We start from the raw sequence: 22,981 nt of genomic DNA, 5'->3' as shown, positions 1-22,981 counted from the left end.
GAGATGGGGAAAGTCGTCGTCGTAACATCAGGCAAGGGCGGAGTTGGCAAGACCACGTCGACTGCAGCACTTGGCGCAGCGCTGGCACAGCGCGGCGAGAAAGTCGTCGTCGTCGATTTCGACGTCGGCCTCAGAAATCTCGACCTCATCATGGGCGCAGAGCGCCGGGTCGTCTATGACCTGATCAACGTCATCCAGGGCGATGCCAAGCTCACCCAGGCGCTGATCCGCGACAAGCGGCTGGAAACCCTGTTCCTGCTGCCGGCCTCGCAGACCCGCGACAAGGACAACCTCACGGAAGAGGGCGTCGAGCGCGTCATCAACGACCTGAAGCGCCACTTCGACTGGATCATCTGCGACAGCCCGGCCGGTATCGAGCGCGGCGCGACGCTCGCCATGCGCCATGCCGACGTCGCCGTCGTCGTCACCAATCCGGAAGTCTCGTCGGTTCGCGATTCCGATCGCATCATCGGCTTGCTTGATTCCAAGACCGCCAAGGCGGAACGCGGCGAGCGGATGGAAAAGCACCTGCTCCTGACCCGCTACGATTCCAACCGCGCCGACCGCGGCGACATGCTCAAGGTCGACGACGTGCTGGAGATCCTCTCCATCCCGCTGCTCGGCATCATTCCGGAAAGCATGGACGTGCTGCGCGCTTCCAACATCGGTGCCCCCGTCACCATCGCCGACAGCCGCAGTGCCGCCGCCATGGCCTATTTCGAGGCGGCCCGTCGTCTTGCCGGCGAAGCCCTGCCCATCGCGCTGCCCAGCGACAAGCGCAACATCTTTGACAAGCTTTTCGGCCGGAGAGCAGCATGAACATTTTCAAATTCTTCAACCGGCAGAGAACGGCCCCGGCGGCTCGGGAACGTCTGCAACTGCTCCTCGCCCACGAACGCTCGTCCTCCGGCTCGGACCTCATCACGCTGCTCCGGGAAGAAATTCTCGCGGTCATCGCCAAGCATGTGCAGCTCGACAACGACAAGGTGCAGGTGAAGATCGAGCGGTCCGAATTCGTCTCGACGCTGGAGATCGACGTCGAACTGCCGCTCAACGCCGATCTGATGGCGGCCTAAAAAATCGGGGGCACAGCCGGCAACGGTCGTGCCCTTTGCCATCCAACGCCCTGCACGACATTTCCCGGGATTTCCCATGGCGACAACGTTCAATCCCCCCTCGGTGCGCAAACCCTTCGGCCACTACAATCACGGCCTCATGGTGCCGCCCGGTGCGTCGCTGCTGGTGACGTCAGGCCAGCTCGGCATTGCGGTGGACGACACGATCCCGGAAGGCGTGACGGCCCAGGCCGAGCTCTGCTTCCAGGCGATCGAGGCCATTCTCGCCGAGGTCGGGATGGACTTTTCCGATGTCATCCGGATTTCGGGCTTCGTGACCCGCCGCGAGGATTTTGCGCCCTACATGGCGGTGCGCGACCGTTTCACGCGCGAGCCGAAGCCGGTCTCGACGCTGATTATCGTCGGCGGCTTCACGCGGCCGGAATTTCTGGTGGAAGTCGAAGTGACCGCGGCCAAAGTATTTTGAGCGCGCCCGGCAGAAGCTAGAACCGCTCCATCGACGTCTTCACCCTGGCCATGAAGGCGGCCCGGGTTTGCTCCGTGCAATTGTTCATGTCGTAATGGGCCAGAAACGTCACCGGGCGAAGCGGATTGATCTGGGCGCGCAGGACACGCTTGACGATCTTCTTTGGGGGATTGCCGGCGACAAAGGCACGGAACGGCGTTGCGCCATAGGTGAGAACGGCGGCCAGCTTGCGGATATGGCGCAGCCGCGATTCGACCTGGCCATTGACCAGCTCGAAGGAGACGCCGGGCAGCCAGACCCGGTCGAAATAGCCTTTCAGCATGGCCGGAAAACCGAAGTTCCAGACCGGCGTGACGATGACCAGACCTTCCGCCTGGCGCAGCCGCTCGACATAGGGCTCCACCAGCCCGGTGTTTTCGGGATAATCATGATAGACCAGCCGGTCGTGACGGGAGAGAACCGGGTCGAACTTCTCGGCATAGAGATCGCAGCCGTCGACCGTGTGCCCGGCAGCCTCGAGACTCGTCACCGTCTGCCGGTAGAGTGCCGCCCCGTAGCTCGATTCCACCGGATGCGAATGCAGGACGAGAACTCTCATTGCGGCTCCATCACGCTCGAAAGACCTGGAAACAGATAGTTCTTGCCGGCCGCAAAATCGAAATCCGGATTGTCCCAGGCGATCATCTTGCCGGGGTTGAGCAGACCCTTCGGGTCGGTCTCGTGCTTGAAGGCAAGCTGCACCTTGTCGGTCTGCTTCATGCCGCCTTCTTCCAGCGTGTAGCGGTGCGGATTAAAGATCGGGCAGCCGTGGTCCTGGTGGATCTTGATGATTTCCTCCAGTCGCGCCTCGGTCGTGTAACGCACCAGCGGCAGGCCGGAGCACTGCACCTGGCCGTCGAAGCGCATGAACTCCAGATGACCCGGCACTTCGTCGCCAAAGATCTCGACCATCTTGGCGACCTTCGCCACATGATCGGGGCCGGGATATTGCACCTGCAAATAGGTAAAGCCAGGATCGACCTTGAGGGCGCGCAGCGTCGTGTGGTTCCAGGCGAGCTCGTAGGCATGTGGGATGCCCTTCATGCTCTCGACCGTATCCGAGCGGAAGATCACCTCGCCCTTCTGCGACGCCGTGAAGGCGAGGAAGGCGTCCATCGAATGGGGCGCAACCATCAGCACGACGACCGATTGCCCTTCGCGGATGAACGGCTTGTGGCGGGTAAAGTAGTCGTAGGGGATCGGCGCCGCGATGGGGGCGATTTCCTTGACCAGGATGCCGTTGCATTTGGCCAGCGCATCGGAAAAGCGCACCGCGGCCATGAAGTCGTCATAGCCGACCAGCACGTCGACCCAGTCATAGGCCGGCGCCAGCGGCATCTCGATCTCGGTGATGATGCCGTTGGTGCCATAGGCGTGGCTGACCTTCTGCAGGTCCCAGCCGGTGAGGTCGAGGACACGGGGTTCGGCCTCCATCGTCACCACCCGCAGCCGCAATATGTTGCCGATGTCGCGCAGTCCGCCCCAGGTGATCGATCCGACGCCGCCGGAGCCGCCGGCGATGAAGCCGCCGATGGTGGCCGTCTGCTTGGTCGAGGGATGGAAGCGCAGCTCCTGGCCGGAATGGGCCTTGGTCTGGCGGTCGAGTTCGGCAATGACGATGCCGGGCTCGCAAATGACGCGGCCGGTGTGGATTTCCCTGATCTTGTCCATGCCGGCGAGATTGAGCACGATGCCGCCGGATAGCGGCATGGCCTGGCCGTAATTGCCGGTGCCGGCGCCGCGTGGCGTGACCGGTACGCCATGGGCGAAGGCCACCTTCAGGGTGCGTATGACCTCGGCTTCCGTCTTCGGCGTCACCACCAGATCGGCCGTCACATGGTCGAGCTGGGCCTTCAGGATCGGCGAGTACCAGAAGAAATCGCGGCTCTTCTGGCGCACCAGTGCCGGATTGTCCTCGACCGCGATGCCGTCCAGTTCCTGTTTGATCAGCTGATAATCCGGCATGTCAGGCTCCAACGACGCTATCGAGTTCACGGTAATCCGGCAGGCTGCGGTCGATCATCTTGCCGCGCCGGAGCACGACGCGATCGGATTGCGGCCGGGAGAGGAATTCGCTCCAGCGGCGGGCGCTGAAGAGAACGAGATCGGCCGGCGCGCCGACGGCGATGCGGGCCATGTCCCGCCGGCCGACGATATCAGCCGCAGACGTGGTGACGACGCGGGCCGCAGTGTCTAGCGGATGGTCGAGATGCAGGATGCGCACCGCCTCGCGAAACACCTCGACGGGATCGAGGTCACCATAGGCATAGAAGGGATCACGGGTGTTGTCGGAGGCGACGGCTGTCTGAACGCCTGACACCGCCAGTTCCTTGAACAGCGTCACGCCCCGCCAGCGCGGGGTCCGGTCCGGATAGCGGTCCTGCAGGTACATATTGCACATCGGCAGCGAGATGACCGATACTCCGGCTTCCGCCACCAGATACACCGTGCGGCGCGCCGTGTCGTCGTCCTGGCGGGCGAGCGAGCAGCAATGGCCGGCGGTGACCTTGCCGGCGAAGCGATTGCGCAGCACGGCCTCCGCCACAGCCTTCAGCGTCTCGGCTGCGGGGTCGTCGGTCTCGTCGACATGCAGGTCGACGTCGAGGCCGTTCTCGGCTGCCGCGCGGAACAGGGTGTCGAGCTGCCAGGTGAGATCGGCGCTCATCCGCGTGACACCGCCGAGCAGCCCTCGCTTTTGCCTGACGACCGCAACGAGATCGGCGAAATAGGCGGCATCGGCCATCGCCTCCATCGGGAAGAGGGCGACGGCCTGCAGCGCGATCCGGTCCTTCCAGGCGTCGCGAACCTCGTCGAAGACATCGAAGGAGATGCGGTGCTGCGGCGCCAGCGAATCCAGGTGGGTGCGGATCAGGCTGGTGCCGTGGGCATAGGCCGAGCGCAGCGAAAACTCCATGCGCGCCCGGACGTCGGCAGCCGACCAGTGGGCCTCGCGATCGGTGCGCACGGCGTCGAGCGCGCCGGTGAACGTGCCGTCCGGATTGGCATGGCGCGCGGAGATGTGGCCTTTGTCGAGGTGGGTATGGATATCGGCAAAGCAGGGCCAGACCATGCCGTCCTTCAGATCAGATCTCGCCAGCTCGACCGGCGCGCTGCCAGCGGGCAGGATCGCCTCGATCAGGCCGTCGTTGACGACGAGGTCGGCCTTGACCAGGCCCTCGTTGGCGGCTGTGGCAAAGCCCTCGACGGCAACCGCCGGCAGCGTCGCATGGCTGAGCACGAAGCGTGCGGCATTGGGCGGGGAGAGGAAGGATATCGACATCAGTTTTCTCGCTTCAGACTGCTTTCATGCCAACGGTGCAGGCTTGCCCAGGCAATGAAGGAGGTAATCGCGAAGATCGCCACGCCAAGCAGCGACAGCATCAAAAGGGCGGCGAACAGGCGGGGAATGTTCATGCGGTATTGCGCTTCGAGCAGACGGAAGGCGAGGCCGGAGCCCGCACCCGCCGAGCCAGCGGCAAACTCGGCGACGACAGCGGCGATCAGCGCCAGGCCGCCGCCGATCCTGAGCCCGGTCATGAAATAGGGCTGGGCTGCCGGAAGTTTCAGGTAGAGCAGCGTCTGCCAGCGGGACGCGCCGTAGAGCTCGTAGAGATTGATGAGGTTGTGATCGACGCTCTTCAGCCCTTGCACCATGTTCGAAAGGATCGGGAAGAAGGCGACGAGAAAGGCGCAGATCAGCAGCGCCGACTGGGTCGAGGGCGCATAGATCAGGATCAACGGCGAGATCGCGACGACGGGCGTAACCTGCAGGATGACGGCGAGCGGATAGAAGGCGAGCTCGATCCAGCGCGACTGGACCAGGAAGATGGCAAAGCCGCAGCCGCCGACCAGCGCCAGCAGCAGCGAGATCAGCGTGATCTTGGTGGTGACCCAAAGCGCCGGCGCGAGCGTGCCCCAATCGGTAACGAAGGCATTGGCGACGGCGACCGGACCGGGGAGAATATAGGGCGGAATGCCGGAGAGACGAACATAGGCATACCAGATCAGCACCAGCGCGGCGATGACCAGCAGGGGAACCGTGATGCGCAGCACGAGGTCGCGATACGCGGCCCTGGATGCCTGCAACTGCTGTGGCGACGGTGCGACGGTCGGCTCGAGGCTCATTGCTCATCCTTTGCCGCGTTGATGGCCCCGATCAGCGCGCGGGACACGGTTTCGCAGGCCTGCCGATATTCCTCGGAGGTGCGGTAATGGGCATCCCGCTCGAGGCTGGTGATCAGCGGCAGATCCGCGTGGACGCGGCCGGGCCGCGATTTCATCACGACAATGCGGTTGGAGAGATAGGCGGATTCGAACACCGAATGGGTGACGAAGATCACCGTGATGCCGGTGGTCTTCCAGAGCCTGAGCACGTCGTCATTGAGCTTCTGGCGACTGATCTCGTCGAGCGCGGCAAATGGCTCGTCCATCAGCAGCAGCTTCGGCTTCGTCACCAGTGCCCGCGCGATCGATACGCGCATCTTCATGCCGCCGGACAGTTCGCGTGGATAGGCATCGGCGAAATCGGTGAGACCGACGGTCTCCAGCGCCTCCATGATCGGCGCGCGGGCGGCTGCCTTCGACACGCCGCGCAGGCGCAGCGGCAGATAGACGTTTCCGAAGGCCGTCTTCCAGGGCATCAGCGTCGGCTCCTGGAAGACGAAGCCGATGTCGCCTTCCGGCAGGCCCCTGGCGTTGATGCGCGAACTCGGCCAGTCGATGCTGCCGCTGCTGGCGCCGCCGAGCCCGGCGATGATGCGCAGCGCCGTCGACTTGCCGCAGCCGGAGGGTCCGAGCAGGCTGACGAACTCGCCGCTCTCCACCGTCAGCGACATGTCGGACAGCGCGGTCGTGCCGCTGGAGAAGACCTTCGACACCGACTGCATGACGACGAGCGGACGTTTGCGGGCTTCCGTCGGTCGTGCCGCCTGGGGTTCGGCTAGGGACATGGACTGGCTCTTCATGGAGGCGGTTGCGGTTCGCCTTGCTGACATGGCGAACCTCTCGGGCGTCGTGGCGACTATTTCTTCAGCGCCATGCCGGTGCCCTTGCAGACGAACTTCGTCGTGAAGGCCTTGGTGTAATCCGTGTCCGGCTTGACGACCTTGATGCCAACCATCTCCTCGAAGAACTTCTTGTAGTGGGCGTCCGTCATGCAGCCGATGCCCTTGTCGAGCGCCTCGCCGGATTCGACGATACCGTATTCCTTCATCTTGGCGATCGAATAGGCGATCTGCCCGTCCGTCATGTCAGGATTGTCGGTCTTGATCAGGGCGTTTGCCTTGCTGTTGTCGCCGTAGAGATAGTTGTACCAGCCCTCGATCGAGGCATCGACGAAGCGCTGGACGACATCAGGCTTGCTGTCGATCATCGTCTTCGAAGTGGTGATCATCGTCGAATAGGGCGAATAGCCGCTGTCGGCGAGCAGGAAGACCTTCGGGACAATGCCGGTCTGCTTTTCGATCTCGTAGGGCTCCGAGGTCAGGTAGCCCTGCTGGGCCGATTGCTTGTCGGCAAGGAAGGGCCCGGAATTGAAGGTATAGGGCTTGTACTGCTCATCGGCAAAGCCCTTGAAGTTGGCCTTCATCCATTCGAAGTAGGTGAGATAGCCGTCCTTGCTCATGAACAGCGTATGGAGCTTGGCCAGATCCTCGAACTTGTCGACACCGGCATCGGGATGGGCGAGCAGGACCTGCGGATCCTTCTGGAAGATCGCCGCAACGTCGACGATCGGGATGCCCTGTTCGACAGCCGAAAGCTCCTGCTGCGGTCCACCCATGTAGAAGTCGATCTTGCCGGCAATCAGCAGCGCGCTGTTGGCGGCGTTGGGACCGCCCTGGACGATTTTGACGTCCAGCCCGTGCTTGGCATAGGTGCCGTCAGCGACGGCCTGGTAGAAGCCGCCGTGCTCGGCCTGCGCCAGCCAGTTGGTGCCATAGGTCACCTGGTCCAGCGCGTAGGCCGGGGCAGACGCAAGCGCGCCGCCGAGGCTGAGACCGAGAACCGCAGAAAAGGCAATGGTGTTCATGAGCTTCGACATGGCAGGCGTTCCCCTTTGTGGCTGCCGACGGCCCTTCCAGGCTGCCGCTTTTTGCCATTTGAGCGGTTGCCTTGCGCTTTGAAAAGCACCAAAATTCGTGCACAACGATGCCTTTTTGGCATCCCACGGATGGCCTGTACCGAATTTGTGCGGACTGCCCAAAATTAACGCATGGAGGCGACGATGCTGCATTCCAGGAAGCTTCTCTACATGAATGAGATCGCCCGCTGCGGCTCGATTCGTAAGGCGGCGGCGCGGCTGAACGTGGCTTCGTCGGCGATCAACCGGCAGATCCTGGCGCTGGAGGAGGAAATGGGGGCGCCACTGTTCGAGCGCCTGCCGCGCGGCCTGCGCCTGACGGCGGCCGGCGAGCTCTGTATCGAGCATATCCGCGAGGTGCTGAAGACCTATGAACGGCTCGAGGGGCGCATCCGCAGCCTGAAGACCCAGCAGGCCGGCAAGATCCGGCTGGTGACAACAGTCGGGCTCGCCTCGGGACCGTTGCCCGATATCATCGCCCGCTTCCAACTGGAGCATCCGCGCGTCTTCCTGCAGCTGCGCAACGATGCAGGCACGACGACGGTCAACCCGGTGCTGACGGGGGAGGTGGATATCGGCCTCGGCTTCAACATACCGGCCACACCCGGCATTCGCACCCTGGCGAATTTCGACATCCCGATCGGCGTGGTCTTTCCGCGCGGCCACCGGCTCTTGGCACCCGGCCCGATCAACCTTGCCGACGTCGTGCAGGAGCGGCTGGTGCTGGCGCAGTCGGGCACCAGCCTGCGCGACGCCATCAACCTGATGCTGGCCCGGCTCGACGTGCATGTCGAGCCGGTCGTGGAGACCAATGCCTCGGAAATGCTGAAGAAGCTGGTGAAATGCGGGGCGGGGCTGACATTGCTGAATCCGCTCGACGTTATCACCGAATGCCGCTCGGGCGAACTGGTGTTCCGGGCGATTGCCGAACCCCATACCCGCCATCAACCGATGAAACTGTTCGCCCGGGCGCGCGCGCCGCTCGACGCCGCCACCAGCCTGTTCGTCGAATATCTGCTGGCCGAGCTGGCCGGGCTCGTCAAGGAGCTGCAGGGCAAGGGCCATATCGCCCCCGACCGCCCGGCCGTCGCCTGAGGATCACGGCGTGTAGAGATTGGAGAGCGGATAGGCCTTGAGGTCGTACAGCATCTCGACGAAGCCCTCGACCTGATGCCGGCAGATGGCCGCGCCCTTTTCCGCGGTGCCGAGTGAAGCGTCGCCGACGACGCCGTTGGGGTTGAGGTCATGGGCGATCCAGGCCAGCGAATGCGGCGGCAGGGGCTGGATATATTTCGACTGCTCGCCCATCCATTCTGCTTTCGAGATGAAATTCTGCGCCTTGTCCATCCGCACCAGATCCGGGCGGAAATGCAGCATCAGCGAGGTCTCCACCTCGCCGCCGTGGATGCCATAGCGCGATTCATGGTCGCTGATCAGGCCTTCCGGATTTCCGAAGCGGCCCCATTGCGTCGACAGGACGGCCATCTGGTAGCGGACGCGCAGCTCGCGGGCGACGATGCTCATGATGTCGACATTGCCGCCATGGGAGTTGACGATCACCATCTTGCGCAGGCCCGTTTCGGCCACCTTGGCGCCGATCGCCGTCCACACCGGGATCAACAGTTCCGCACTGAGCGACAGTGTGCCGGGACCGTAGACATGCTCGTTGGCCTTGCCGATTTCCTGGGTCGGCAGAACGAGGATGTCGAGGTCGTCCTGGCGCTGACGGCGCAGCTCGGCCAGCATACCGTTGGCGATCGCCACATCGGTGGCAACAGGCAGATGCGGGCCATGCTGCTCGGTGGAGGCGATCGGCAGGATGGCGATGGTGGTGTCGGGAGACAGCCCGGCAAAATCGTAGGTGTTCAGCTCGTTCCAGTAAAATGGCGTCGACATCGCCCTGTCCCTCATTGTCTGTGACTTCTGAGTAAAGGAAATCCACCGCACGCGAAAAGCATCAATTTGTGCCAGCGCTGATGCCTTTTTGAGGGCATTGGAGAGAATGGCATGCCGGCTGGGACTAACGGCGACGAACGGACGGCCTCAGTCGGCGGCAAGCGGTCGCGGACCAGCGCACGACCGTCTCGCCTGCTCGCCCAAGGTCGGCGAGACAGTGTTGACGGACGCTTCGGGCTGAGCGAAAAGCTTTGCCATGTCGCACGAGGACGTCAGGCCATGACAGGCGTTGAGCTCCCCGACATTTGAGGAGAGCCCCATGGCCGAGGCATTTATCTGTGACTATATCCGAACGCCGATCGGCCGCTTCGGCGGCGCTTTGAGCTCGGTTCGAACCGACGATCTCGGCGCCGTTCCTCTGAAGGCCTTGATGATCCGCAACGGCTCCGTGGATTGGGACGCGGTGGAAGACGTCATTTTCGGATGCGCCAACCAGGCCGGCGAGGACAATCGCAATGTCGCGCGCATGTCGTCGCTGCTGGCCGGCCTGCCGATCTCCGTCCCGGGCACGACGATCAACCGCCTCTGCGGCTCCGGCATGGACGCGATCTTAGCTGCCTCCCGCGCCATTCGGGCAGGCGAAGCGGAACTGATGATCGCCGGCGGCGTCGAAAGCATGTCTCGCGCGCCCTTCGTCATGCCGAAGGCCGAGACCGCCTTTTCTCGCAGCGCCGAGATCCACGACACGACGATCGGCTGGCGCTTCGTCAACCCGCTGATGAAAAGGCAATACGGCGTCGACAGCATGCCGGAAACCGGCGAGAACGTCGCCGAAGAATACAAGGTCAGCCGCGACGACCAGGACGCCTTCGCGCTCTCCAGCCAGGCCAAGGCAGCGGCGGCCCAGGCCAACGGCCGGCTCGATAGGGAGATCACCCCGACCACCATCGCCCAGCGCAAGGGCGACCCGATCGTCGTCGACAGGGACGAGCATCCGCGCGCGACGACGATGGAGGCGCTCGGCAAACTGGGCACGCCGTTCAAGAAAGAAGGCGGCACCGTCACGGCCGGCAATGCCTCCGGCGTCAACGACGGCGCCGCATCGTTGATCATTGCCTCGGAAGCCGCAGCCAGGAAACATGGCCTGACGCCCATTGCGCGCATCCTGGGCGGCGCGGCGGCGGGCGTGGCGCCACGCCTCATGGGAATGGGGCCAGTCCCGGCATCGCGCAAGCTGATGACGCGGCTCGGCATGACGCAGGACCAGTTTGACATCATCGAACTCAACGAGGCCTTCGCCAGCCAAGGCCTTGCCGTGTTGCGGGAACTCGGAATTGCCGATGACGACGGCCGCGTGAACCGAAACGGCGGGGCAATCGCGCTCGGTCACCCGCTCGGCATGTCCGGCGCGCGAATCACCGGCACGGCAGCTCTCGAACTGCGAGAAACCGGCGGCCGTTATTCGTTGTCCACCATGTGCATCGGCGTCGGTCAGGGGATCGCAATCGCGCTGGAGCGCATATAGATCAGGGCCTTGAACTGCCGTGACCGGCGAGAATAACATTATTGTAAAACAACCGCATTCGGCATCGTGACATTTGTTGACACGGCAAATTTGACCTGTCAGGACGAGCAATGGCCCAACGTCAATCTCGCAATGTCTCACTTACCCCCGAACTCGAGGGGTTTATCAACGACAGCCTAGCATCCGGCGATTATGCCAATGCCAGCGAGGTGGTCCGTGCCGCCCTTTGCAAGCTTCGCGACGGCGAGGTTGGCCCGATCAGTTTGCCGGTCGGCAACTGGCCGCTCGGCGGCGGCGAATGCGGCGCACTCATCCGATCCCGCGACTGGAACAAGAGCCTGCTCGGCCCCATCGAAGGATGGAGCCTGGAAATGCGGGCGACCGTTGCCAACATCGTCAATTCGCCCGTCGCAAAAGTGCTGATGTGGGGCGAGCAGCACGTCATGATCTACAATGATGCCTACACCCGGATCGCGGACGACCGTCACCCCATGGCGTTCGGCACGCCCGTGGCGGCCGCCTTCCCGGAAGTCTGGGAGTGGAACCGCCCCATCCTGGAGGCCGGGCTGCGGGGTGAGACAGTCACCCACCGCGATCAGCCGATCACCTTTAACCGCGCCCATGGCGCGGAGATCCTCTATCTCGACCTTTTCTATACGCCCGTTTATGACGGCGACGGCCAGGTCGGCGGCGTCATGTGCACTCTCATCGACAACAGCGCCCGCATCCTGGCCGAAGCCCGGCTGGCGGCGCGCGAGGCGGAACTGCGCAGCGTCACCGATGCCGTGCCGATGCTGATTTCCTATGTCGACCAGGATCACATCTATCGGTTCGCCAACGGCACCTACCGGGAGTGGTTCGGCGTTGATCCTGCCAGCATGATCGGCCGGCACGTGCGCGATGTCATCGGCGAGGCGGCCTATGCCAATCGCGCGGCTTCCATTTCGCGCGGGCTTGCCGGCGAAAGCTTCGCCTCGGAAGCCATCCTTCCCCACGTCAATGGCACCACGCGCCGTATGGAAGTGCGCTATGTGCCGCGTATCGAGCCCGATGGCTCGGTGGCGGGAGTGCACATTCTCGGTGTCGATATCGAGGAGCGGGCCCAGCGCGAAGCCGCCCTTGCCGTCAGCAACAGCCGCTTCCGCAAGGCTATGGATGCCGTCCACGGTGTGTTGTGGACCAACAGCGCCGACGGCCGGATGATCGGGGAGCAACACGGCTGGTCGAAACTGACGGGGCAGACGCGCGAAGAATACGAAGGCTACGGCTGGACGAAGGCCGTCCACGGCGACGACGCTGAAGCCACTGTCGAAGCCTGGCAGCAGGCCGTCGATACGAAAAGCATGTTCGTCCACGAGCATCGGGTACAAAGGCACGACGGCGCGTGGCGGCGGTTTGCGATCCGTGCCCTGCCGATCCTCGACGCGGCGGGCGAGATCTTCGAATGGGTGGGCGTCCACACCGACATCACCCACCAGCGGGCGGCAGAGGCGGCCTTGCGCGAACAGGCCGATGCCCTGGCACGGCAGGTGCGCCATCGCGAACGGGCCGAGGAGCAGCTTCGCCAGGTCAATGAAAACCTGGAAGCGCGTGTTGTCGCCGAGATCGGCGAACGGCGCGCTGCCGAGGCAAAACTGATGCAGGCGCAGAAGATGGAGACCGTCGGCAAGTTGACCGGCGGCGTGGCGCACGACTTCAACAACCTGCTGCAGGTCGTATCCGGCAATCTGCAGCTGCTGGCAAGGGACATTGCCGGCAACCAGAGGGCGGAAACCCGCGTAGCCAATGCCATGGCCGGCGTGTCGCGCGGCTCAAAGCTGGCAAGCCAGCTTCTCGCATTCGGCCGCCGCCAGGCGCTCGAGCCGAAGGTCGTCAATATCAGCCGCTTCGTCAACGGCATGGACGACATGCTCCGCCGGGCGATCGGCGAGTCGATCGAAGTGGAGACCGTCGTCGCCGGTGGCCTGTGGAACACCTATATCGACCCTGCCCAGGTCGAGAACGCCCTGCTCAATCTGGCCATCAATGCCCGCGATGCGATGAATGGCAATGGTAAGCTGACCATCGAACTCGCCAACGCGCATCTCGACGATGCCTATGCGCTTGACCACGACGAGGTTACCCCGGGCCAGTACGTCATGCTCGCCGTTAGCGACACCGGCTCGGGCATGTCGCCCGACATTCTTGAAAAGGTATTCGAACCCTTTTTCTCCACCAAGGCGGAAGGCAAGGGCTCGGGGCTCGGCCTGTCGATGGTCTACGGCTTCGTCAAGCAGTCCGGCGGTCACGTGAAGATCTATTCCGAAGTGGGCGAGGGAACGACGATCAAGCTGTACCTGCCGCGCGCGGTGCAGAGCGAGGACATCGAGATCGCCGTCGACACTGGACCGATCGCCGGCGGCACAGAGACGGTACTTGTCGTGGAGGACGACGATGCGGTGCGAGAAACCGTCGTCTCCCTGCTGTCCGACCTCGGTTATCGCGTCCTCAAGGCCGTCGATGCGGCCAGCGCCCTGAACGTTATCGAAAGCGGCATCCCGATCGACATCCTGTTTACCGATGTGGTCATGCCGGGAACGCTGAAAAGTCCCGAACTCGCGCGCAAAGCCCGCGAGCGCCTGCCCGATATCGCCGTGCTCTTCACCTCGGGCTATACGGAGAACTCGATCGTGCACGGCGGCAAGCTCGATGCCGGCGTCGAACTTCTCTCGAAGCCCTATACGCGCGAAGCCATGGCCCGCAAATTCCGTCACGTGTTGAGCAACCGGAGCCAGCGGATACTGGCAAAGGACAGCTCCGCGAAGGTGGCGTCCCCCACTTCGAGCAACGCGTCGGTTCACAAGCCCTTTGTTACCTCGCAACTGACCGTGCTGCTGGTCGAGGACGACAATCTCATCCGCATGAGCACCGGCGAGGCGCTTCAGGAGGCCGGCTGCATCGTTATCGAGGCCGGCAGCGCCGAAGAGGCAATGGCGGCGCTGGAAACGGTGCCATTCGACGTTCTCGTCACCGACATAAACCTGCCTGGCGTTCCCGGACCGGAGCTTGCCAAGCGGGCGCGGGCGATACGACCCTCGGCTGCTATTGTTTTTGCAACAGGCGATCCCTCCAGCGTCGCCGGCGACCGCGATGCCTTCGTGCTCGGCAAGCCCTATGACGCCAATGCCCTGATTGCCGCCGTCTGCGCATCGGTGTCGTCAGCGACGAGGACGGAGGAAAAAGCCTCCGGTGCCGAGCCGACCAGGGGCTGACAACGGCAACCAACGGCCCGAGCGGCTTTCCCGACTGGGGGCAAGCGCCTGCGGCGGCCGACGCGGGCGGACTTGCCGTGATTGACTGCGCAACACGGCGGGCCGATCTGTGCCTGCGGCAAATTTTTCCTGAACTTGGTACGGTTCCGAACGTTTTCCTCGCACCTGGTTTTTACTAAAGTCGTTGCGAACACGGGAACAGACGATGACAAATCAATGCCAAGGCTGCAAGGACGGCCAAAAATTTCCAATGCCCTTTTCGATGGCGCTGCAGCCTATCGTCAATGTCACGAACGGCACCGTTTACGCCCATGAGGCGCTGGTGCGCGGTGCAAACGGCGAGGGTGCCGGCAGTGTCCTGTCCGCCGTCGCCGATGAAAATCGCTATGCTTTCGACCAGCAATGCCGCGTCAAGGCAATCGAGCTCGCTTCGCGCGTCTTTCCGGAGCAGGAAGCCCCCCGGCTCTCGATCAACTTCATGCCGAACGCGGTCTACGAGGCCAAAGCCTGTATTCAACTGACGCTGGCGACCGCCAAGAAGACCGGTTTCCCGGCTAGTCAGATCATCTTCGAATTCACCGAGGATGAAAAACTGGATACCGACCATGTGCTGCGGATCCTCTCCACCTATCGTGAAATCGGCTTCATGACCGCGATCGACGACTTTGGCGCGGGTCACGCGGGGCTGGGTCTCCTGGCGAAGTTTCAGCCTGACATCGTGAAGCTCGACATGGAGCTGATCCGCAACGTCGACAGCAATAGCGTGAAGCGCACGATTGTCCGGCACACGGTGGCGATGTTAAAGGACATGGGCATCATCCCGCTCTGCGAGGGAATTGAGACCCAGGCGGAACGGTTGGTGCTTCAGGACCTGGGCGTCGAACTGATGCAGGGTTACCTCTTCTCCAAGCCGGTGTTCGAAGCGGTTGCGAAAGACATCGCCTTCCTCCAGCACTAGCCCCTGCTACCACAGGTAGCGTGCAAGCGGACACACCGGGCTCAATTCACGCTTTCCGGAGCGGCCATTCCTTACGGAACTGATTGGAAATAGGCTGGTTACCCTCCCCGAAGCAAAAGCTGAAAGGGAAAGCACGTGACCAAGAAAGACGAATCCGCGACGCCGAAACTAACCCGCCGATCGATTGTCGGCGGTGCTACTGCAGCCGTTGCCGCCGCCGCCATGTCGACGCGCGGAGCCGAGGCAGCACCGGCCGCCGCGGCCCCGTCGCAGCCGAAGATCAGCAACCCAGCGACACTCTACCCGAAGCCGCCCTTCAAGTCGCAGACGCAGCCCTGGCCTGGACTTGCCGGCAAGATGGATCCGAAACCGGACCACGGCGAGACCAGCTACAAGGGCTCCGGTCGATTGATGGGGCGCAAGGCACTGATAACAGGCGGTGACTCCGGCATGGGCCGCGCGGCGGCCATCGCCTATGCGCGAGAGGGCGCCGATGTCGCGATCAGCTACCTGCCGGATGAGGAGCCCGACGCCCGCGAGGTGATCGATCTCATCAGGAAGGAAGGCCGGATCGCCGTGGCGCTGCCGGGCGATATTCGCGACGAGGAGCATTGCCGCAAGATCGTCGACGAGGCAGTACGCCAACTGGGCGGGCTCGACATCCTCGTCAACAACGCCAGCCGCCAACAGCAGCGCCCCTCGCTCCTCGACATATCCAGCGAGGATTTCGACGCGACGATGAAGACGAACCTCTATGCGACTTTTTGGCTGACGAAGGCGGCGTTGCCGCATCTTCCGCCGGGCTCCGCGATCATCCAGACGACGTCGGAGCAGGCCTATGACCCCTCTGAGAACCTGGTCGACTACGCCATGACCAAGGCGGGGATGATGTCCTTCACCAAGTCCATGGCCAAGCAGCTCGGCCCCAAGGGCATTCGCGTCAACGGCGTTGCGCCCGGTCCGATCTGGACTCCGCTGCAGGTTAGCGGCGGCGCCACCCAGGAAAAGCTGATGTCCTTCGGCGGCGACACGCCGCTGGGAAGGCCCGGCCAGCCGGTCGAGCTCGCTTCGATCTACGTCCAGCTAGCCGCCGCCGATGCCAGCTATGCGACGGGCCAGGTCTACGGTGCCGCCGGCGGCAGCGGCCAGCCGTAAGGCAAAGCAATAGCACCAATGAGCAAGCGCCCGGGAAACCGGGCGTTTGCATGACACTCCGAAGCCCGGAGCTTATGAAAAGAAGCGTCTGAGCGGCGGGACGAAGCGGATCAGCAACTGGTCGATCAGGATCATTGCAACGATGGCGAGGCCTGTCAGCGGGAAGGCCAGACCAAAGACGATGGCGATCAGCCAGAGGCCGAGATAGACCGATTTTTCCGCCGGCATCGGCGGTACGCCGAGCCGCCCGGACGGCCGCCGCTTCCACCACATGACGACGCCCGTCGCGCAGCAAAGGATGATCGCAAGGCAGGTCGCCAGCATCACCAGCTTGTTGAACATCCCCCACTGCTGACCCTGATGAAGATTGATGCTCCACTCGATCGCGCGCCCTAGAGCCGGATATTGATCGTAGGAGATGTCGACCAGCGGTTTGCCGCTGTATTGGTCGATATGGACGGTCCGCTCCTTGGCGAGATCGCCGAAATAGTGGCTTGCCGTGTAGACGCCAGTGCCGCCGTCGGGGATCGACATGTCGGAACCAGGCGCCATCCCCAGCCCGTGCATGACGGCAACAGCCTCGTTGAGACCGATCGGCGTGCCGCCCATCGCCGTGGCGGAGGCATCGGAAAGCGGGACCGGCGCATTCTCCACCACCCAGCCGGGACGACTGACCACATGGTGCGTCATCTTCGTCGAGACAGGAACCTTGTCCCAGAGTGCTGCCGGCGCTCCGAGATCATGCGCCGTCAGCCAGGCATTGACATTGGCGCCCCAATAGCCGGACCAGGGCATGCCGCTAAAGGCGAGGAAGAAGATCACCACGCCGGCGACCGCGCCGGTGACCGCGTGCAGATCGCGCCAGAACACACGGCGCGACGGTGTGCCGCGAATGCTGAGGACCCCGCCCGTCTGCTGCCTTGGCCACCAGAGATAAATCCCGGTGACGACCAGCACCAGGGCGAAGCCGGCGACGATCTCGACGATCCGGTTGGTCCATTCGCCGAAATATTCGAGGCTGTGGATGCGCTTGACGACCCAGCTGAACTCTTCCTTCGAGCCAACGGAAGCGAGCACCTGTCCGCTATGCGGATTGACATAGACGATGGTGGAGTGGCCGTGCTGCGAGACTGTGACGGCCGCCGAGCGTTCTCCCGTCGGCGCCTCTCGGTAGGATGTGGCGATCGCGCCCGGCTGGCTTGCCACCGCCGCATCGACGATCTGCTCGGGTGACAGCAGCGGTCCGCTATCCGCTACGATGTTGCGGGATGCGTAGAAGGTATCGGCGATCTCGTCCTTGAAAAGATAGAGCGAACCGGTAACCGCGAGATTGATCATGAAGGGGATGACGAGCAGCCCCGCAAAGAAGTGCCAGCGCCATATGGCCCGGTACAAAGAGATATTCGTCGTTGAGATGGCCGATGGATCGGCCGCAGAGAAAGCAGACATGAGGTCCCCTGGGAGCGGGCGGCGGGATGGATCATGGGGCTGTGGGATGATGTGACATTGCGGTCGAAGCCGCCACGCGCCAGATCACTGAACGGATCGTCGTTCAGTTTGCGCGCGCTTGCGAAAGACCAGTCATTCTCACAGCCCGCCCGACCGCAGTCGGTGCATCCGGCCGCCGTTGACGAGAAACGTCGCAGCGAAGCTGCAACGCGAAGGCTCAGGCAACGGTCGTGAGATGGGGTGGCGCACGCGGGCCGCTGTTGGGCGGATAGAGCCTGCGGTGGAAGGCTGCGCGGCGCGGCGCCACAAAGCTGGCAACGACGAAGGGCAGGTGGCCGCTGTCGACGAAGGGTACCGCCGGCAAAAGAACCGCTGAGGCAAGCTGGCAAGCATAGCAGGCAGGTACATGCACCTTGCCGCGCGTCTTGCCGTCCTCATCCTTGTAGGTGATGCACAGGATCGGCAGCGAGCCGTCCGGCAATCGATATTGCGCGAGTTCCGCCGGTGTCAGCTCTGCCGCACCGGCAGCGGGCGATTGAGAACCGAAGCCGGCAACGACAAGCGCCAGCACGCAGAATATGCGCACCGCCCATCGTCTCGTTCCGGAAAAACCTCTGTCCAACGCCGCCCACCGCCCTGTCTGCCTCTTTGCCTAAGCGATGAAGGCAGCAACTTCAATGCGGCAAATCGGCCGATCAGCGCGGGTGGCATCGCGCTTGGCGCAAAGGCAGGAGGCTTGACGGCAACAGCCGCGCATCGGGTGGATGCGCGGCTGCGATCTGGCGGTACGCTCAGCCTAGCGGGCTGGCGGGGTCGGTCCCTTCAGGCGATCGAGAACCTGCATCAGGGTATCGGAGCAGGCCTTCATCGGTTCATCGTCCGCGCACTTGATGTCGATCACGTTGCGCCCATCGTCGATGTGGAAATGGGCTGCCTTGGACGGCGGAGGCGGCGGCGGCGGGGGCGGGCGATGACCGTCCGGACCCATGTCGGGACCAGGTCCACCAGGACCACCGGGACCACCAGGGCCGCCAGGGCCGCCAGGGCCGCCGGGGCCGCGCGGGCCGCCATCCGGACCGAGCGGCGGAGGACCGGCGCGGTCGGCAGGACCGGGGCCACCGGGAGCCGGCGGAGGTGGCGGAGGCGCTGCCGGATCGACCACCGGCGCAGGGCCCGTTGGGGGAGCCGGCGGGGGAGGTGGCTGCTGCGCGAAGGCGGCACCGGCAAAAGCGGCAAAAGCCACGGCGGATAGCAGGTATTGTTTCATGGGATCATCTTTCTCTTGGGGTTGAAGAGGCGTTGACTGATGGGGGTGGAAGCCATCAAGGCCGCGGAGGATGTGCAGGACCGCCGAACTCGGGTGGTGGCGGTGGAGGCGGGCCGGGCGCACGCAGTTCTTCGGCCTTTCCATCCTTGTCGACGAGATAGCTCGCCTGGACAAAGCCCTGGTCGAAGCGGCCCTGCACGGTAACGGCTTCGTTCTGGGTCACCAGGCCGCCGCCTTCGCCGGCCGGTCCGGTCTCAACAAGGGCCCGGCCGCTGGCATCCTGCAGAACGAACTTGTTGCCGTAGATCTCCGCAACGGTGCCCTTGATGGTCACGAGGCCGGAGGTCGGCATCGCCGAAATCGCAACGGGCGTCATCGGCGCCATTTCCGCTGTCGGGCGAACCATCTTCATCGCGACCGCACCGCCGGCCACGCCGACTGCAAGGGCAACCGCCACCGCCGGCAGCACGACCCAGCCTCGACGGCGTAGGTGCGGCGGCAGATGTCTTGGACCCTTGCCAGGGCCTTCGCTGGTATCATGCTCGATCGTCATCTTCGATCTCCTTGGTAAGTGACAACGCCAACTTACGCGCTATGTCCCCTCACGCGCCTGAACCCGCTGGTTCAGATTGAGTTCAGGCATTTTCGATAGGACTAGCCCCATCTCTTGCAGCGGAAAGTCTCCCCCCATGCGCGTATTGCTTGTTGAAGACGACGACGACCTCAGCGGCCGTATCGCCAGCGCCCTGAGAGCCGAAAATTTCGTCGTCGATGTCGCTCGCAACGGAGAGGATGCGATCCATGCGGGTCTCACCGAGATGTTCGACGTTGCGGTTCTGGATCTCGGGCTGCCGAAGGTCGATGGCGTCACCGTTCTGAAGACCTGGCGCGAGGGTGAGCGCAACCTGCCGGTGCTGGTGCTCACCGCCCGCGACGGCTGGCCTGACAAGGTGTCGAGCTTCAAGGCCGGCGCCGACGATTTTCTCGGCAAGCCGTTCAGGGTGGAGGAGCTGGTGCTGCGCCTCCGGGCGCTGGTCCGCCGGGCCACCGGTCACGCCGCCGCGCGCGTGAGCTGCGGTGCATTGGTGTTCGATGCCCAGCTCGGCACCTTCGAGCTCGATGGCCTGCCTCTCAAGCTGACGGCACTGGAATGGCGGGTACTGTCCTGCCTGATGCTCCGCAAGGAAACCGTCGTCGATCGCAGGGAGCTCAACGAACGCGTCTATGACGGAGACGCGGAGGTCGATTCCAACTCGATAGAGGTCATCATCGGGCGGCTGCGCAAGAAGCTCCGCCCGGAACTGATCGAGACCGTGCGCGGTCGCGGCTACATGCTAACCGCAGCGGGGGCGACATGAAACGCGTTCTCTTAAGGCGACCCAAGTCGATCGCCGGGCGGCTGCTGATCTTTTCGGGGGTCTTCGTGACGCTGGCGCTGGTGGTCGCTGCGGCGGTGCTGTGGCTTGCCTTGAATGCAGTCATCCGCGAACAGGTCGACCAGCGCCTCGACACGCAGATCGGCGCCCTTGCCGCCACCGTCTCCCATGACAGGAACGGCAGGATAGCGCTGTCGGCAAAGCTGGATGCGCCGCCCTTCGATCGCCCCGGTTCCGGCTGGTACTGGCAGATCGACGGGAGGGATCAGCACCTCGTCTCGCACTCGCTTCTCGACGGGACCATCGACGCGCCGCCGCCGCGCCAGGATTTCGTCCAGATGCTGACCTCCATGCCGACGCCTGGGGCAGGCGAGGCGCAGGGCCGCAGGCTCTATCTTCGCCAGAGCACGCGCGACATAGACGGCGAACTGCTGCTGATTACCGCGACCGCGCCGGAGAGCGCACTGGTCGACCCGGCCTGGCGGGCGCTCCTCTGGCTCGTTCCCTGCATGCTGCTGCTCGGCCTCGTTCTTCTGGCAGGCACGCTCTGGCAGATCCGGTTCGGCCTGAGGCCGCTGAAATCGATGGCGGACGACATTGCGGCCATCGAGCGTGGCGACCGGTCGCGGCTGCCGGATCAGGCGACAGTCGAGCTTTCACCGCTTGCCTCAAACGCCAATGCACTTCTGCAATCGAACGAGGAGCGACTGAGCGCGACGCGCATCCAGTTCGCCAACTTGGCGCATGGCCTCAAGACGCCCGTCGCAAGCCTGCTTCTCGGGCTGGACGATGGCAACGATCCGGACGGCACGCTGCGCAGCCTTGCCTTGCGCATCGACAACCGCATCAAGCATCATCTCAGCGCCGCCCGCCGCGTCATGGCATCGAACGACAGCGCGGCGACCACGGATGTCGCAGCCGCACTTGCCGATCTCCACGGCGCGATCGGCCACATCTACGCCGATCGCATGATCGCCTTCCAGGCCGACGTCGCAGAGGGCCTGTCCGTTGCCTGCGAGGCGAGCGATGTCGAGGAGATGCTCGGAAACCTTATGGACAATGCCTTCAAATGGGCAGCCAGCCAGGTCAGGGTGGAGGCGGCGCGGGATGGCGCCTTCGTGCGGATCGCCTTTGCCGACGATGGACCGGGCATTCCGCAGGACCGCCTTCAGGCCGTGCTGTCCCCGGGAGTGCGCGAGGACGAGCGCGTCCCGGGAGACGGTTTCGGCCTCACCATCGTCGTGGAAATGGCCGGCCTCTACGGCGGCTCCCTCCTGCTGGAACCCAACCTGCCAAAAGGCCTCAAGGCCGTCCTCCGGCTGCCGGCGCTTCGTCAGCCGAAAGGCTGAGAGGGGGATTATTGGTCAGGCGGCCTCATGCGGCGTGTGCCCTGGCTCCGGCGCGCCGCGGGCGAGCATCCTTTGCAGGGTGCGGCGGTGCATGTTGAGCAGACGGGCCGATTCCGACATGTTGCGGCCGGTCCCCTCGAAGACGCTGAGAATATGCTCCCAGCGCGCCATGTCAGGAGGGATCAGCGATGTCGCAGCCCGGACGTGCGACTTGTCCAGCAAACCGAGGACTTCGAGGATTTCATCCGCGTCCGCCGGCTTGCTGAGGAACTCTGTGGCGCCGAGCTTGACGGCGACAACTGCGGAATGGATGTTTCCGTAGCCGGTGAGCACAAGCGTCTTCGTTTGGCTGGACAGCGCCCGGACGGCTTCTATCACGTCGAGGCCGCTTCTGTCGTGGATCCGAAGGTCGGTGATGACGATGTCGGGATGACGGTCGCCGACGATCTCTATCGCTCGGTCGACAGTCTCGCATACCTCGACCTCGAAGCCACGGTCGGAAAAGGCTCTCGCCAGCCGATGGGCAAAGACGCCGTCGTCATCGACGATAAGGATCGATCCATGGTTGAGCCCATAGGTGCCGGTTGGATGTTCAAGTCTCGCTGCCGCCTGGTTCATCGCACTTTCTCGCATCTGGTTAAGACCGTGATTGGCATAAAAGCGGAACGCTGCTCTCGGGATATCGGAGAGACAAAAGGTCGTCGCGCTCGCCTACGAACGCGCCGCGACCTGGCAATGGGCAAGCCTTGCAAAGCGCCAGCGCGCGAAAACGGGGTAGATCGCCCGCATCAATGCCGTCACCGGCGGGAAGCCGGCGATGGTCCCAACCAGTCTCCAGCTGGGGATGTTCCGCCAGATCAGCAGGAAAGCATCGACGCCGACATGCATGACGCCATTGTCGTCCTTGGCATGCAGTTCCATGAGGGCATCGGCCAGCGACATCGGCTCGTTTGCCAGGGCGGTCGGATTGGCCATGACGTCCACCCAGTCGAACACGCCTTCAGGCGCGACCTTGCGGTAGTGGTTGATTTCCCGCGTACACAAGCCGCAGGCGCCGTCGTAAAATATCCTGATCATGAAGGGTATACGGGGCCC

23 protein-coding genes are annotated in these 22,981 nt (G+C 63.6%); 10 read left to right on the top strand and 13 right to left on the bottom strand.

The features are described from left to right. Nucleotides 1–3: 3 nt before the first annotated feature. The 3 genes from minD (at nt 4) to VH564_RS17815 (ending at nt 1,542) form a co-directional block, all read left to right on the top strand. On the top strand, nt 4–819 hold the full coding sequence (minD, locus tag VH564_RS17825) for a septum site-determining protein MinD (protein ID WP_423341201.1): 816 nt from the start codon (nt 4–6) through the stop codon (nt 817–819). Beyond that, the gene (gene minE, locus VH564_RS17820; protein WP_423341200.1) at nt 816–1,076 is read left to right on the top strand and encodes a cell division topological specificity factor MinE; all 261 of its coding nucleotides are present in this window, start codon (nt 816–818) and stop codon (nt 1,074–1,076) included. The genes minD and minE overlap by 4 nt, the downstream gene beginning before the upstream one ends. Before the next feature lie 76 nt (nt 1,077–1,152). After that, a complete protein-coding gene (locus VH564_RS17815) occupies nt 1,153–1,542 on the top strand; it encodes a RidA family protein (RefSeq protein ID WP_423341199.1) in 390 nt (129 codons plus the stop codon). A gap of 16 nt (nt 1,543–1,558) precedes the next feature. Here VH564_RS17815 and VH564_RS17810 read toward each other — a convergent pair whose 3' ends face one another. The 6 genes from VH564_RS17810 to VH564_RS17785 form a co-directional block, all read right to left on the bottom strand. Next, a complete protein-coding gene (locus tag VH564_RS17810) occupies nt 1,559–2,140 on the bottom strand; it encodes an NAD(P)H-dependent oxidoreductase (protein WP_423341198.1) in 582 nt (193 codons plus the stop codon). Then, entirely contained in the window at nt 2,137–3,546 is a 1,410-nt protein-coding gene (locus VH564_RS17805) for an FAD-binding oxidoreductase (protein ID WP_423341197.1), read from the bottom strand. The genes VH564_RS17810 and VH564_RS17805 overlap by 4 nt, the downstream gene beginning before the upstream one ends. A gap of 1 nt (nt 3,547) precedes the next feature. Then, nucleotides 3,548–4,861 (bottom strand): cytosine deaminase, encoded by a 1,314-nt coding sequence (locus VH564_RS17800; RefSeq protein ID WP_423341196.1) that lies wholly within the window; start codon nt 4,859–4,861, stop codon nt 3,548–3,550. Next, the gene (locus tag VH564_RS17795; RefSeq protein ID WP_423341195.1) at nt 4,861–5,706 is read right to left on the bottom strand and encodes an ABC transporter permease; all 846 of its coding nucleotides are present in this window, start codon (nt 5,704–5,706) and stop codon (nt 4,861–4,863) included. The genes VH564_RS17800 and VH564_RS17795 overlap by 1 nt, the downstream gene beginning before the upstream one ends. After that, a complete protein-coding gene (locus VH564_RS17790; protein ID WP_423341194.1) occupies nt 5,703–6,530 on the bottom strand; it encodes an ABC transporter ATP-binding protein in 828 nt (275 codons plus the stop codon). The genes VH564_RS17795 and VH564_RS17790 overlap by 4 nt, the downstream gene beginning before the upstream one ends. Before the next feature lie 71 nt (nt 6,531–6,601). Further along, nucleotides 6,602–7,621, bottom strand: a complete 1,020-nt coding sequence (locus tag VH564_RS17785) for an ABC transporter substrate-binding protein (RefSeq protein ID WP_423341193.1) — start codon at nt 7,619–7,621, stop codon at nt 6,602–6,604. Nucleotides 7,622–7,804: 183 nt separating this feature from the next. Here VH564_RS17785 and VH564_RS17780 point away from each other — a divergent pair, with 183 nt between their 5' ends. Next, a complete protein-coding gene (locus tag VH564_RS17780; protein ID WP_423341192.1) occupies nt 7,805–8,755 on the top strand; it encodes a LysR family transcriptional regulator in 951 nt (316 codons plus the stop codon). 3 nt (nt 8,756–8,758) lie between these two features. Here the strand turns inward: VH564_RS17780 and VH564_RS17775 are convergent, their stop codons facing one another. Further along, nucleotides 8,759–9,556, bottom strand: a complete 798-nt coding sequence (locus tag VH564_RS17775) for a creatininase family protein (protein WP_423341191.1) — start codon at nt 9,554–9,556, stop codon at nt 8,759–8,761. A 319-nt stretch (nt 9,557–9,875) separates the two neighbouring features. Between VH564_RS17775 and pcaF the strand changes: the two genes are divergently transcribed. The 4 genes from pcaF to VH564_RS17755 all read left to right on the top strand — a co-directional run bounded on the left by pcaF (nt 9,876) and on the right by VH564_RS17755 (nt 16,445). Next, nucleotides 9,876–11,081, top strand: a complete 1,206-nt coding sequence (gene pcaF / locus VH564_RS17770) for a 3-oxoadipyl-CoA thiolase (RefSeq protein WP_423341190.1) — start codon at nt 9,876–9,878, stop codon at nt 11,079–11,081. Between the two features lie 110 nt (nt 11,082–11,191). Further along, nucleotides 11,192–14,332 (top strand): PAS domain-containing protein, encoded by a 3,141-nt coding sequence (locus tag VH564_RS17765; RefSeq protein WP_423341189.1) that lies wholly within the window; start codon nt 11,192–11,194, stop codon nt 14,330–14,332. Between the two features lie 205 nt (nt 14,333–14,537). After that, complete coding sequence (locus tag VH564_RS17760) at nt 14,538–15,290, top strand: EAL domain-containing protein (protein WP_423341188.1); 753 nt, start codon at nt 14,538–14,540, stop codon at nt 15,288–15,290. A 222-nt stretch (nt 15,291–15,512) separates the two neighbouring features. Further along, on the top strand, nt 15,513–16,445 hold the full coding sequence (locus VH564_RS17755; RefSeq protein WP_423341370.1) for an SDR family oxidoreductase: 933 nt from the start codon (nt 15,513–15,515) through the stop codon (nt 16,443–16,445). 72 nt (nt 16,446–16,517) lie between these two features. On the opposite strand, the gene VH564_RS17750 is transcribed toward VH564_RS17755, so the two are convergent. The 4 genes from VH564_RS17750 to VH564_RS17735 form a co-directional block, all read right to left on the bottom strand. Then, nucleotides 16,518–17,894, bottom strand: coding sequence for a PepSY-associated TM helix domain-containing protein (locus tag VH564_RS17750; RefSeq protein WP_423341187.1), 1,377 nt, complete (start codon nt 17,892–17,894; stop codon nt 16,518–16,520). Nucleotides 17,895–18,111: 217 nt separating this feature from the next. After that, on the bottom strand, nt 18,112–18,480 hold the full coding sequence (locus VH564_RS17745) for a hypothetical protein (protein WP_423341186.1): 369 nt from the start codon (nt 18,478–18,480) through the stop codon (nt 18,112–18,114). 210 nt (nt 18,481–18,690) lie between these two features. Beyond that, the gene (locus VH564_RS17740) at nt 18,691–19,161 is read right to left on the bottom strand and encodes a hypothetical protein (protein ID WP_423341185.1); all 471 of its coding nucleotides are present in this window, start codon (nt 19,159–19,161) and stop codon (nt 18,691–18,693) included. Nucleotides 19,162–19,216: 55 nt separating this feature from the next. Next, nucleotides 19,217–19,714, bottom strand: a complete 498-nt coding sequence (locus VH564_RS17735) for a hypothetical protein (protein ID WP_423341184.1) — start codon at nt 19,712–19,714, stop codon at nt 19,217–19,219. Between the two features lie 136 nt (nt 19,715–19,850). On the opposite strand from VH564_RS17735, the gene VH564_RS17730 reads away from it, so the two are divergent. Next, entirely contained in the window at nt 19,851–20,519 is a 669-nt protein-coding gene (locus tag VH564_RS17730; RefSeq protein WP_423341183.1) for a response regulator transcription factor, read from the top strand. After that, nucleotides 20,516–21,886 (top strand): ATP-binding protein, encoded by a 1,371-nt coding sequence (locus VH564_RS17725; RefSeq protein ID WP_423341182.1) that lies wholly within the window; start codon nt 20,516–20,518, stop codon nt 21,884–21,886. The genes VH564_RS17730 and VH564_RS17725 overlap by 4 nt, the downstream gene beginning before the upstream one ends. A 15-nt stretch (nt 21,887–21,901) precedes the next feature. Here VH564_RS17725 and VH564_RS17720 read toward each other — a convergent pair whose 3' ends face one another. Both VH564_RS17720 and VH564_RS17715 read right to left on the bottom strand, forming a co-directional pair. Further along, nucleotides 21,902–22,504 (bottom strand): response regulator, encoded by a 603-nt coding sequence (locus VH564_RS17720; protein ID WP_423341181.1) that lies wholly within the window; start codon nt 22,502–22,504, stop codon nt 21,902–21,904. Between the two features lie 93 nt (nt 22,505–22,597). Beyond that, nucleotides 22,598–22,963, bottom strand: coding sequence for a thiol-disulfide oxidoreductase DCC family protein (locus VH564_RS17715; protein ID WP_423341180.1), 366 nt, complete (start codon nt 22,961–22,963; stop codon nt 22,598–22,600). Nucleotides 22,964–22,981: the final 18 nt, after the last annotated feature.

Source organism: Rhizobium sp. HT1-10 (genome assembly GCF_049472505.1).
Classification (GTDB): Bacteria; Pseudomonadota; Alphaproteobacteria; order Rhizobiales; family Rhizobiaceae; genus Rhizobium.
Note: the sequence above shows the minus strand (reverse complement) of the source record. Positions and strands in the feature narration are given on the sequence as shown.

What these genes read in the sequence shown, in the direction of transcription:
- minD (WP_423341201.1), top strand. Translation starts at nt 4, where the DNA reads ATGGGGAAAGTCGTCGTCGTAACATCAGGCAAGGGCGGAGTTGGCAAG.
- minE (WP_423341200.1), top strand. Translation starts at nt 816, where the DNA reads ATGAACATTTTCAAATTCTTCAACCGGCAGAGAACGGCCCCGGCGGCT.
- VH564_RS17815 (WP_423341199.1), top strand. Translation starts at nt 1,153, where the DNA reads ATGGCGACAACGTTCAATCCCCCCTCGGTGCGCAAACCCTTCGGCCAC.
- VH564_RS17810 (WP_423341198.1), bottom strand. Translation starts at nt 2,140, where the DNA reads ATGAGAGTTCTCGTCCTGCATTCGCATCCGGTGGAATCGAGCTACGGG.
- VH564_RS17805 (WP_423341197.1), bottom strand. Translation starts at nt 3,546, where the DNA reads ATGCCGGATTATCAGCTGATCAAACAGGAACTGGACGGCATCGCGGTC.
- VH564_RS17800 (WP_423341196.1), bottom strand. Translation starts at nt 4,861, where the DNA reads ATGTCGATATCCTTCCTCTCCCCGCCCAATGCCGCACGCTTCGTGCTC.
- VH564_RS17795 (WP_423341195.1), bottom strand. Translation starts at nt 5,706, where the DNA reads ATGAGCCTCGAGCCGACCGTCGCACCGTCGCCACAGCAGTTGCAGGCA.
- VH564_RS17790 (WP_423341194.1), bottom strand. Translation starts at nt 6,530, where the DNA reads ATGTCCCTAGCCGAACCCCAGGCGGCACGACCGACGGAAGCCCGCAAA.
- VH564_RS17785 (WP_423341193.1), bottom strand. Translation starts at nt 7,621, where the DNA reads ATGTCGAAGCTCATGAACACCATTGCCTTTTCTGCGGTTCTCGGTCTC.
- VH564_RS17780 (WP_423341192.1), top strand. Translation starts at nt 7,805, where the DNA reads ATGCTGCATTCCAGGAAGCTTCTCTACATGAATGAGATCGCCCGCTGC.
- VH564_RS17775 (WP_423341191.1), bottom strand. Translation starts at nt 9,556, where the DNA reads ATGTCGACGCCATTTTACTGGAACGAGCTGAACACCTACGATTTTGCC.
- pcaF (WP_423341190.1), top strand. Translation starts at nt 9,876, where the DNA reads ATGGCCGAGGCATTTATCTGTGACTATATCCGAACGCCGATCGGCCGC.
- VH564_RS17765 (WP_423341189.1), top strand. Translation starts at nt 11,192, where the DNA reads ATGGCCCAACGTCAATCTCGCAATGTCTCACTTACCCCCGAACTCGAG.
- VH564_RS17760 (WP_423341188.1), top strand. Translation starts at nt 14,538, where the DNA reads ATGACAAATCAATGCCAAGGCTGCAAGGACGGCCAAAAATTTCCAATG.
- VH564_RS17755 (WP_423341370.1), top strand. Translation starts at nt 15,513, where the DNA reads ATGTCGACGCGCGGAGCCGAGGCAGCACCGGCCGCCGCGGCCCCGTCG.
- VH564_RS17750 (WP_423341187.1), bottom strand. Translation starts at nt 17,894, where the DNA reads ATGTCTGCTTTCTCTGCGGCCGATCCATCGGCCATCTCAACGACGAAT.
- VH564_RS17740 (WP_423341185.1), bottom strand. Translation starts at nt 19,161, where the DNA reads ATGAAACAATACCTGCTATCCGCCGTGGCTTTTGCCGCTTTTGCCGGT.
- VH564_RS17735 (WP_423341184.1), bottom strand. Translation starts at nt 19,714, where the DNA reads ATGACGATCGAGCATGATACCAGCGAAGGCCCTGGCAAGGGTCCAAGA.
- VH564_RS17730 (WP_423341183.1), top strand. Translation starts at nt 19,851, where the DNA reads ATGCGCGTATTGCTTGTTGAAGACGACGACGACCTCAGCGGCCGTATC.
- VH564_RS17725 (WP_423341182.1), top strand. Translation starts at nt 20,516, where the DNA reads ATGAAACGCGTTCTCTTAAGGCGACCCAAGTCGATCGCCGGGCGGCTG.
- VH564_RS17720 (WP_423341181.1), bottom strand. Translation starts at nt 22,504, where the DNA reads ATGAACCAGGCGGCAGCGAGACTTGAACATCCAACCGGCACCTATGGG.
- VH564_RS17715 (WP_423341180.1), bottom strand. Translation starts at nt 22,963, where the DNA reads ATGATCAGGATATTTTACGACGGCGCCTGCGGCTTGTGTACGCGGGAA.